Source organism: Stenotrophomonas sp. P5_A8, from assembly GCF_056400545.1.
Genome location: NZ_JBFULB010000143.1, coordinates 1 through 9,733, shown reverse-complemented (window position 1 = coordinate 9,733; position 9,733 = coordinate 1). Strand labels below are relative to the sequence as shown.

12 protein-coding genes and 1 pseudogene are annotated in these 9,733 nt (G+C 66.3%); 7 read left to right on the top strand and 6 right to left on the bottom strand.

What is annotated here, in order from left to right:
* The 3 genes from AC1DQP_RS11650 to AC1DQP_RS11640 all read right to left on the bottom strand — a co-directional run.
* Positions 1-1,227 (bottom strand): thiamine pyrophosphate-dependent enzyme (locus AC1DQP_RS11650; protein WP_478051640.1); only part of this gene is annotated, 1,227 nt, incomplete at its 3' end.
* A 92-nt stretch (positions 1,228-1,319) separates the two neighbouring features.
* A complete protein-coding gene (locus AC1DQP_RS11645) occupies positions 1,320-1,865 on the bottom strand; it encodes a GNAT family N-acetyltransferase (protein WP_457320688.1) in 546 nt (181 codons plus the stop codon).
* A 163-nt stretch (positions 1,866-2,028) separates the two neighbouring features.
* Complete coding sequence (locus tag AC1DQP_RS11640) at positions 2,029-2,859, bottom strand: glycine zipper 2TM domain-containing protein (RefSeq protein ID WP_457320691.1); 831 nt, start codon at positions 2,857-2,859, stop codon at positions 2,029-2,031.
* Positions 2,860-3,020: 161 nt separating this feature from the next.
* On the opposite strand from AC1DQP_RS11640, the gene AC1DQP_RS11635 reads away from it, so the two are divergent.
* Together AC1DQP_RS11635 and AC1DQP_RS11630 are read left to right on the top strand one after the other, a co-directional pair.
* Positions 3,021-3,245, top strand: coding sequence for a DUF6116 family protein (locus AC1DQP_RS11635; protein WP_457320692.1), 225 nt, complete (start codon positions 3,021-3,023; stop codon positions 3,243-3,245).
* Positions 3,242-4,015 carry a TatD family hydrolase gene (locus AC1DQP_RS11630; protein WP_457320694.1) on the top strand — a complete coding sequence of 258 codons (774 nt, stop codon included), beginning with the start codon at positions 3,242-3,244 and terminating at the stop codon, positions 4,013-4,015. The genes AC1DQP_RS11635 and AC1DQP_RS11630 overlap by 4 nt, the downstream gene beginning before the upstream one ends.
* On the opposite strand, the gene AC1DQP_RS11625 is transcribed toward AC1DQP_RS11630, so the two are convergent.
* Complete coding sequence (locus AC1DQP_RS11625) at positions 3,989-5,392, bottom strand: MFS transporter (protein ID WP_478051639.1); 1,404 nt, start codon at positions 5,390-5,392, stop codon at positions 3,989-3,991. The two genes, AC1DQP_RS11630 and AC1DQP_RS11625, sit on opposite strands and share 27 nt — an antisense overlap.
* A 97-nt stretch (positions 5,393-5,489) precedes the next feature.
* On the opposite strand from AC1DQP_RS11625, the gene AC1DQP_RS11620 reads away from it, so the two are divergent.
* Positions 5,490-6,362 (top strand): LysR family transcriptional regulator, encoded by an 873-nt coding sequence (locus tag AC1DQP_RS11620; protein WP_478051638.1) that lies wholly within the window; start codon positions 5,490-5,492, stop codon positions 6,360-6,362.
* A gap of 30 nt (positions 6,363-6,392) precedes the next feature.
* Here the strand turns inward: AC1DQP_RS11620 and AC1DQP_RS11615 are convergent, their stop codons facing one another.
* Positions 6,393-7,196 carry a tRNA threonylcarbamoyladenosine dehydratase gene (locus AC1DQP_RS11615; protein ID WP_457320324.1) on the bottom strand — a complete coding sequence of 268 codons (804 nt, stop codon included), beginning with the start codon at positions 7,194-7,196 and terminating at the stop codon, positions 6,393-6,395.
* Positions 7,197-7,287: 91 nt separating this feature from the next.
* Between AC1DQP_RS11615 and AC1DQP_RS11610 the strand changes: the two genes are divergently transcribed.
* Positions 7,288-7,725, top strand: coding sequence for a hypothetical protein (locus tag AC1DQP_RS11610; protein WP_256775555.1), 438 nt, complete (start codon positions 7,288-7,290; stop codon positions 7,723-7,725).
* Positions 7,726-7,843: 118 nt separating this feature from the next.
* Positions 7,844-8,338 carry a glycine zipper 2TM domain-containing protein gene (locus tag AC1DQP_RS11605; protein ID WP_256775556.1) on the top strand — a complete coding sequence of 165 codons (495 nt, stop codon included), beginning with the start codon at positions 7,844-7,846 and terminating at the stop codon, positions 8,336-8,338.
* 87 nt (positions 8,339-8,425) lie between these two features.
* Here the strand turns inward: AC1DQP_RS11605 and AC1DQP_RS11600 are convergent, their stop codons facing one another.
* On the bottom strand, positions 8,426-8,629 hold the full coding sequence (locus AC1DQP_RS11600; RefSeq protein ID WP_019185917.1) for a cold-shock protein: 204 nt from the start codon (positions 8,627-8,629) through the stop codon (positions 8,426-8,428).
* Between the two features lie 232 nt (positions 8,630-8,861).
* On the opposite strand from AC1DQP_RS11600, the gene AC1DQP_RS11595 reads away from it, so the two are divergent.
* Both AC1DQP_RS11595 and AC1DQP_RS11590 read left to right on the top strand, forming a co-directional pair.
* Positions 8,862-9,347 carry a DUF456 domain-containing protein gene (locus AC1DQP_RS11595; protein ID WP_256775557.1) on the top strand — a complete coding sequence of 162 codons (486 nt, stop codon included), beginning with the start codon at positions 8,862-8,864 and terminating at the stop codon, positions 9,345-9,347.
* 139 nt (positions 9,348-9,486) lie between these two features.
* Positions 9,487-9,733, top strand: a pseudogene (locus AC1DQP_RS11590) (phospholipase A); the annotation flags it as partial.

Sequence of the window (9,733 nt, the reverse complement as noted above, 5' to 3'; positions counted from 1 at the left end):
GCCGAAGGCCGCCAGGCGCGCGTCGGCTGCGGCCACCCGGCCGGCCTCGGCCTGCACCGCCGCCGGCGAGTACGGCGCCAGCGGGGCCACGATCTGCGCCAGGCCTTCCAGCTTGGGACGTCGGTCGGCCTCGGCGGCAGCGGCAAAGCAGCGCGCGCGCATCGCCTCGTAGCGCTGCAGCAGCGTTTGACGATCCATCCACCCCGTTTCCAGCGCGATCTGCGCCGAGCGCAGCAGCGGATCGGCGGCTTCGGCCGCGCACAGTTCCGGCAACGGCCGCCACTCGATTTCGAAATCGGTGCCGGCATGGCCCATCAGCCGCGTGGTGCGCAGGTGCAGGAAGGTCGGCCGCCGCGTGCGCCGGCAGTGCTCCAGCGCGCGTTGCACCTGTGCATGGCCGCTGGCCAGGTCCAGGCCATCGGCAAAGAAGTAGTCCAGGCCCGGACGGTGGCTGAAGTTCTGCGCGATCCAGCCGTCCGGGGTTTTCACCGAGATGCCGATGCCGTTGTCTTCGCAGACGAACAGCACCGGCGCCGGCAGCCGCTGGTAAGCCGCCCAGGCGGCGGTATTGAAGGCGGTCTGCGCGGTGGCGTGGTTGGAAGAGGCATCGCCGAAGGAGCAGATCACCACGCTGTCGTCGGGGATGGGCAACGTGTGCCCGATGCGCCGCCCGCTCTCGATGGCCATGGCCGTGCCCAACGCCTTGGGCAGGTGCGAGGCGATGGTGGAGGTTTGCGGCAACACCCACAGCGGCTTGCTGCCCCACACCTTGTGCCGCCCGCCACTGGCCGGGTCATCGCAACTGGCGGCAAATGACAGGGCCGCATCCAGCACGGGATCCATGTCCGGCAACTGGCGGAAGCGCTCGGCCATGAACGCGCCGGAACGGTAATGCAGGAACGCCGGATCGGTGTGCCGCGCCAGCCGCGCCACCAGCGCGTTGCCCTCGTGGCCGGACGAGCCGATGGTGTAGAAAACCTTGTTCTGCACGCGCAGTACGCGCGCCATCAGGTCCAGGTGGCGGCTGATCAGCTGCGACTCGAACAGCGCATCGAAGCCCTGCGCATCCAGCGTGCTGCCCGGCAGGATCGGCGCGTCAGGCGCAGGCCGCGGGGTCGGATCGCCCTGCCACTGCTGCACGAAGTCGATGAAGTTGGCGTCGCAGATCTCGGCCCGGTTGAGGGCTTTCATGCGGGCGGGAATCGGATCGGGAACCACGGCAAACATCCATCAGCCTCCGTGACGCGCGGCCAAAGCGACCACGCCGGAAGTCTGGCCGCAACCCGCGCCGCTTGCCAAGCGCGGGTGCAGCATGGCCATCAGCCGGCGCGGCGCGCCCGCCATTGCTCGCGCGACTGGCCCCAGATTTCAATGGGCTTGCCGCCGTGCGGTGGAGGGAGTTCGCCCATGCGCAGCAACGTGCTGCCGAGCTTGCGCGCGACGACCTTGGAATTTTCGTTGGCCGCATCGATGGTGTGGATCACCTCGTCCCAGCCCAGTGTGGCAAACGCCCAGTCGATGCTGGCAACGGCCGCTTCCGGTGCATAACCGCTGCCCCAGCTTTCGCGCCGGATGCTCCAGCCGACTTCAGTGCCCGGCCAGTCCAGCGGCTGCCACGGCCCCATCCGACCGACCCAGTCGCCGCTGCTCTTTTCGATCACCGAAAACATCGAGAAGCCATACAGATGCCAGCTGCCGGCCAGGCAACTGAAGCTTCGCCAGGCCTGCGAAGGCGCCTGTACGCCACCGAGGTGCTGCATGACCTCCGGGTCGGTACAGAACCGCAGGAATGCGTCGAAGTCTTCCGCGCGCGGCGGGCGCAGGATCAGCCGTTCGGTTTCCAGCTGCAGGTCGAAAATGCTCATGCCGATGCCTGTTGATGTGCCGGCATCGATCTTGGCAGACGCGGCTCGCCCAGGCCAATGGATGTCATTGATCGGGCCTGCCCGTTGGGCTGGCGGCGGCAGCAAAACGCAACAGGCCGGACTAGGCCGGCCTGTTGCTCGCCCCATCACGCGGCGCGAAACATTACTGCTTGTTCGAATCCAGTGCCGCGGTCTGGGTGACCAGCTGGCCATCGATCACCGGCAGGCGATCGCTGCTCGGCTTGTTGTCCATCTTCACGGTCTTTTCGGCGCCATCGTAGCGGTAGGTCACGTTGTAGCCGGTGACCGCGTTGCTGGTGCCCATCGGAATGCGGTTGCCCGGCTTGCTGGCCATGCGCATGGTGCCGGTGGTGCCGTCTTCGTTGCGGTAGGTCACGTTGTAGCCGGTGACCTTGGTCGACTCGGAGGTCGCCGTTTCGGTATGGCACTGGCGCTCGGTACGGTTGACCACGCGGCCACCGACGTGACGCTTGTCGACCGTGTTGCCGATCAGGCCACCGGCCACGGCGCCTGCCGCGGTGGCGGCCTTGCGACCATTGCCGCCGCCGACCTGGTTGCCGAGCAGGCCACCGATGACCGCACCGGCGACGGTGCCGCCGACGTTGCCGTCGCGCTCGGGCAGACGCTCCTGCACGACCACGTCCTGGCAGACTTCATGCGGGGTCTGGGTGGTGGAGGTTTCGCGCACCGGCTCGGTACCGATCACGGTGGCGTAGGCCTTTTCCTTCCTGGTCAGCGGATCGACCTTGACGATATCGGCGTATTCCAGCTTGCCCGCCTTGTCCTGGACCGCGACCGCATCGGTGCGCGACCCGTCGTCGGCCAGCGGGGTGGTGTCCAGGGTGGGCCGGGTCTGCGTCGCCGTCACCGGATCGGGGGCGGACGAGCCACTCTTCATGAAGGCGGCGGTGGCGATGCCGCCGACGAGCAGCGCGCCAGCGGCGACCAAAGCAGTGGTGGTGGTACTTTTCATAACCGGCTCCCTGCGGACGATCCGCAACGTTCTTGAGCGGATTCCAGCATGCGGTGCCTGAACGGAATCTCCACAGTGCGTGCACACCACCCTTACCCATTCAGGTTCTGTGTCGCTGGGGCTCGTGATAGCGTTTACAGCATCTGTCCGAGGAGAGCGTCATGGCCAATCCCCTGCTGCTGCCGATGCTGGAATGGGCGCGTCGGTTGTGCTATCCCACCTTGTTCAAGCTCACCGCCGGCCTGTTCGCGCTGACCCTGTTCATTCCCGATCCGGTGCCGTTCGTGGACGAGATCCTGCTCGGCCTGGGCACGTTGCTGCTGGCCAACTGGAAGAACCGCAGCGCGGCCGTGCCGCCGGCCCTGCCGGGCAAGCGCCGCGCGTGATCCTGGTCGACAGTCATTGCCACCTTGATGCCGGACAGTTCGATGCCGACCGTCCCGAGGTGATTGCGCGGGCGCGTGCGGCGGGGGTGGGCACGCAGGTCGTGCCAGCGGTGACCGCCGCCAGCTGGCCGAAGCTGCGCCAGACCTGCCAGATGGCCCAGGGACTTCATCCGGCCTACGGGCTGCACCCGATGTTCCTGGCCGAGCACCGGGCCGAACATCTTGACGAACTGCGTGGCTGGATCGAGCGTGAGCGCCCGTGCGCGGTTGGCGAATGCGGGCTGGATTTCTTTGTCGAGGGGCTGGATGCGGAGCTGCAGCAGCAGTACTTCGTGGGACAACTGCGGCTGGCGCGCGAATTCGATCTGCCGGTGATCGTGCATGCACGGCGTGCGGTGGATGCGGTGATCGCCGCGATCAGACAGGTGGGCGGGCTGCGTGGCGTCGTCCACAGTTTCCCGGGCAGTCCGGAGCAGGCCGCGCACCTGCACAAACTGGGTTTTCTGGTGGGACTGGGCGGCCCATTGACGTACGACCGTGCGCAGCGGTTGCAGCGGCTTGTGGCACAGATGCCGCTGGAACAGCTGCTGCTGGAAACCGACGCGCCGGACCAGCCGGATGCGGGCATCCGTGGCGAACGCAACGAGCCTTCGCGGCTGCCGGTGATCCTGGAGACGGTGGCGCGGCTGCGCGGGCAGCCGGCCGAGGAGATTGCCGCGCGGACCACGGCCAACGCGCGCGCACTATTCGGCCTTGCCGATCCCCACTGAACCCTCTGACTGCTGCAGGTGTCCGCGCCCGATGCCGCACCAGCACAGCGCACCTACCAACACCAGCAGTCCTGCCGAAATGCCGATCGATGCGTGCATGCCTCGCATGAAGGCATCTGACGCGCCATTTCCTATCAAATTACCGAATATGGCGACCCCAAGCATGCCGCCGACCTGCCGCGCGCAGTTGAGCACACTGGACGCGATGCCTGCTCGCGACCCGTCAACCGAGGCGAGCGTGGCATTGGTCATCGTCGGCACCACCAGCGCCACTCCGCTGGCCGCCAGCACCATCGGCACGATCAAGGGCGCGTAGCCGCCCCCGATGCTGACCGGCATCAACAACAGGTAACCGAGCGCCGCCAGCAGCAGCCCGGTCACCATCAGGACTCTCGGCCCGACGCGTGCAATGAGACGCCCTGCCAACACATTGACCGCCATCAGCACCACCGTCATGGGAAGGAAGGCCAGCCCGGCCTGTTGTGGCGACAGATGCTGTTGTGTCTGGAAGAACAGGCTGAAGACGAAAATCAGGCCGTAGTACGCAAAATTCACCGCTACACCTGCCAGCGAGACGACGGAGAACGTACGGATACGGAACAATGTCAATGGCAGCATGGGCGAAGCGCTGCGGGCTTCGATCCGGAGGAAGGCCAGGGTCGCGAGGACGGCCAGCAGCGCGCCACCTTGCACCAGCCCATGTCGCCACCCAAGCTGGCCGGCTTCGATCAGCGCCGTGGCCATCGCTGCCAGCGCGAGGATCGCAGCCGCCTGTCCGCGCCAGTCGAGATCGCGCTGATGACGGCCGCCAGAGGGCGCCGCATGCCGCAGCGTCAGATACATTCCGATCAGGCCGATCGGAAGATTGACAAGAAATACGCCTCGCCAGCCTGCGTGCGTCACCAGTATGCCTCCCAATACCGGCCCAGCCGCCAGAGAGGCACCACCCAGCGCGCCCCACCATCCGACCGCGCGGCTACGCGCCCGGTTGTCGGGATACGCCTGCCGCAGCATGACCAGCGAATTGGGCACCAGCAACGCTGCGCCCACGCCCTGGATCAGTCGGGCCGCGACCAACACCGCCAGGCCGCCGGCAAGCCCGCAGGCGGCCGATGACAGCGTGAATACCGCCAGGCCGGAGAGAAACAGGCGACGCGCACCAAAGCGGTCACCGAGGGTGCCACTGGTCAGCAGCAATGCGGCAAACGCCAGGGTATACGCGTTGACAACCCACTGCAGACCGGCCACATCGGTTGAAAATTCACGCCGCAGCGCATCCAGGGCCACGTTGACCACACTGATGTCCAGCAGGACGACGACCAATCCCAATGCCGAAGCCCAAAGCGTGCCGCGCGCGGATGTAGCAGAAACCGTCATGAAGTACCTACCAGCGGGGGAGACGGGTCATGCTAGGCTCCGACGTTAGGCTCGAAAATTCCCCGAAACCTCACTCCAGACTTGCGAAAACGCACAGATGTTTGATTGGGAGGATATCCGTCACTTCCTTGCGGTTGCCCGCGCAGGCACCCTTTCCGGTGCCGCCAGAGCCCTGCAGGTGGACCATGCCACGGTCAGCCGTCGCGTCGCCGCGCTGGAGAGCGAGCTCCAGGTGTCGCTTGTCGAGCGCCTACCGCGCTCGTGCCGGCTTACCTCGATGGGCGTACAGATATACGAGCAGGCCAAACTGATGGAAGCCTCCGCCTTCAGCGTGGCCCGCTTGAGCCGCGCCAGCCAGGAAGCGACGGATGTCAGAGTGACCCTCAGTGCGCCGCCGGTCCTGGTCGCGCACCTTCTGGCGGAACGGTTCGTCGATTTCAGGGCAGGGCATCCCGGGATTCAGCTTTCCGTGTCGGCGCAGACCCAGCAGGTATCGCTCAGCCGCCGGGAGGCCGATGTGGCGGTGCGCCTGGTACGCCCCGTCGAAGCCAGCAGCGTCGTGCGCAAGATCGGGCGCATGCCCTTTGCCCTGTATGCCAGCGTGGGCTACGTGTCCACGCATCGTCCCGAAGACTGGACCTTCATTGCGTATGACACCCAGTTCGCAGACATGCCCCAGCAGCAGTGGTTACTGGGCGTGGCCGGCAGCCGGCGCGTGGGGTGCGAACTCAGCGACATCAGCAGTCATCGGGCCGCAGCGCTGGCCGGGGCTGGCGTAGCAGGATTGCCTTGCTTCCTTGGCGATGCAGCCCCCGGGCTGACGCGGCTGGACCATGACGGCGCGCCATTCGCGCGCGATATCTGGCTGGTAGTACACCGTGATCTGCGGCGCTCGGCATCGGTGCGAGCCGTCATGGATTTCGTCGCGGACGCCATCGCCGCGCGACCCGGTCTTGGGATGGAAGTGTAGGCGCGCAGCGCAGCCGACCAACGGTCGGCTCTACGTGTTCGCGGTTGCCGGCGTCTTCATCAGCATTTCCAGCGCCTTGCCMACTGCCGCAAAGGCGAACGCGCCGGTGATGTGGGTGGCCGCGCCGAGGCCGGCGCCGCAGTCCAGCTTCAAGGCCGCATCCGCGCCGAGGTTCGGGCGGATGCCGCACACGCTGCCGTCGGCCTGCGGGTACTTCACGTTCTCCAGCGAATACACCGCCGGCACACCGAAGTAGCGCGACGCGTTCTTCGGGAAGTTGAAATCGCTGCGCAGCTTCTTGCGGATCAACGCCATCATCGCGTCGTGCTCGGTGCGCGATACATCGCGGATGCGCACCAGGGTCGGATCGGTGCGCCCGCCAGCCGCGCCGACGGTGAGGATCGGCAGCTTGCGGCGGCGGCACCAGGCGATGGTTTCGACCTTGACCCGGAAACTGTCGCAGGCGTCGATCACCAGATCGAAATCGCGGTCCAGCAGCTCCACCATGTTCGACACGGTCAGAAACGAAGCGATCGCATCGACTTGGATGTCCGGGTTGATCGCACGGCAGCGCTCGGCCATCGCCTCGGCCTTGTTGCGGCCGTATTGGCCGGCCAGCGCCGGCAGCTGGCGGTTGGTGTTGGACACACAGATGTCGTCGGCATCGATCAGGGTGAGGTGCCCCACCGCCGTGCGCGCCAGCGCTTCGACCACCCACGAGCCGACCCCGCCCATGCCGACCACCGCCACCCGGCGGGTCGACAGCAGGTCCACGGTGCCCACTCCATACAACCGGTCGATGCCGGCAAATCGTTCGCGCAGTACGTCGTTCATGGGCGAATTTTACCCTCACCGGCCCCGTGCGTACGCCGCATGGACAGGACGCACCGTAAGATCGGCTCAGCCACCCACAAGGACGCCCGCCATGAATCAACCCGCCCCGCCCCGCCGCCCCTCCGCCGCGTATCGCTATCTGTTCGTGGGTGTGCTCGGCCTGGTGGTCGGGTTGATCGCCACGGTAATGGTCTCGCGCGCGATCCAGGCCCGCCAGGATCCGTTCCCGGACGCGCTCATGCACGTGATGAACCGGCAGGTGGAACTGCTGCAGGCCGCACAGGCGCAGAACCGCTGCACGCTGGCCGACAGCGTGCCGCGCCTGCAGACGATGCGCTCGCTGTCCAACGACATGGACGTGGCCTTCCCCGGATTGAAGGACAGCCAGGGCTTCCAGCAGCACGCCAGCGCCTTGCGCGCCACGCTCAACACCGCCCTGGCCGCCCCGCCCACCGACTGCGTGGCCATGGGCAAGGTGGTGGAAAAGATCCAGACCGACTGCAAGGCGTGCCACCAGGATTTCCGCTGATTCATCTGCCAGCCACCCTGCCAGGGTCAGATTGGCGCGCTGTTCACATAACACAGGACAGGATCTGCGGCATGCGCCCCAGACGCATTCGACCATCCCTCTGGCCAGGAGAACCACCATGAAGATCCAACTCATCGCCGCCGCTGCCATCGCCACCGTTGCACTGGCCGGCTGCGCGACCACTTCGCCCGGCTACGGTAGCAGCGGTTACAACAATGGTTACGGCAACAACAACGGTTACAACAATGGGTACAACAACGGCCGCTGTGCCGACTGCGGCATCGTGACCCGGATCAATCAGGTCGCTTCGGGCCGCACCGCCCCGACCGCCACCGGCGCCATCCTCGGCGGCCTCGTCGGCGCCGTTGCCGGCCATGAGATTTCCGACCACACCGGCGGCAGCCGCGGCAACAAGAACATCGCCGCCGCCGCAGGCGCGGTGGGTGGCGCGCTGGCCGGCAACCAGATCCAGAAGAACGTCACCAGCGATACCTTCGACATCAGCGTGCGCATGGATGACGGCCGCACCGTGGTGGTCAACCAGCGCGACCTCGGCGGCATCCGCGAAAACACCTACGTTCGCGTGGTCAACGGCAAGGTCATCCTGCGCTGATCGCACTGGCGCTGATCGCAGAATGAAGAAAGGGCCCGCGCAAGCGGGCCCTTTTGGTGTTGCTACCAGACAGAACCCGGTGGCCGATTAGAGCGGCTTTACCTTGTCCGCCTGCAGGCCCTTCTGGCCGGTGACCACTTCGAACTCGACCGCTTGACCTTCCTTCAGGCTCTTGAAGCCCTGGGATTCGATCGCGCGGAAGTGCACGAACACGTCTTCGCCGCTCTCACGGCTGATGAAACCGAAACCCTTGGCGTCATTGAACCACTTGACGGTGCCCTTCTCTGCCATCTCTGCTACTCCCTAACAGTCTTGTTGTTGGATACGCCCTTAGAGGCGGCTGACAGCAAGGGGGAAGCGAGGTGCATCGATGCAGCGGATCTGGAAGATCTACCATCATCAGGCCACGATCCACGGTGACCTTGCCAAGCTCAGCATCTGCAACTTAACCCGAGCAAAACGAAAAATCAACTGGCAAATACTTTCGGTTGTCAACCCCATTTCCCCTACCATACGGAATAGCATGGACCCTTCATTCATCTTTAACCTGCTAGCCGTCCTGCTGGTGCTGGTCGGTATCGCAGGGATCGTGCTGCCGGCCCTGCCCGGCATCCCCCTGGTCTTCGCCGGGCTGCTGCTGGCGGCCTGGGCCGATGGCTTCGTCCACGTGGGCTGGCTGCCACTGACCCTGCTGGGGATCCTCACCCTGCTCTCCTTCGCGGTGGACATCCTGGCCACCGTGGTCGGGGCCAAACGGGTCGGGGCGAGCGGCAAGGCGCTGTGGGGCACGTTCATCGGCAGCATCGTCGGGCTGTTCTTCATGCCGATCGGGCTGCTGGCCGGGCCACTGCTCGGCGCGCTGGCCGGCGAGTACTGGCACACCCGTGAACTGGGGCGTTCGACCAAGGTGGGCTTCGCCACCTGGCTGGGCATCCTGCTCGGGGTGGCGCTGAAAATGGCGCTGGTGGTGGCCATGCTCGGGCTGTTCGCGTTCGCCTGGCTGGTCTGAACAGCCTGTTTTCACATTCTGCGCACGCCATGGCCGGGCATAACGCCCGGGGAGAACCACACGGTTGCGCTGGCAGGAACGGCCGCCAGCGGCCACACTGTCCCGCTACCCCATTCATTTTGCCACCTGGCCTGCTTTCATGACCCTCCTTCGCCCCCGCTCCGCCCTGTTCACCGCCTTGGCCCTGGCCAGCCCCAGCTTGCCGCTGGCGGCGCAGGAAGCCGCACCGACCCCGGCCTCGCCGGAAGCCTGCGCGCTGGTCGATACCGACGCGGCGCGCCTGGCCTGCTACGACACGCTGTTCGGCCACACCCGCGGCGTGACCGTGGCCGCCGACGCCGCGGCCGTGGCCGCGCAGCAGGCCCGGCGCGAGGAGCGCCAGGCCG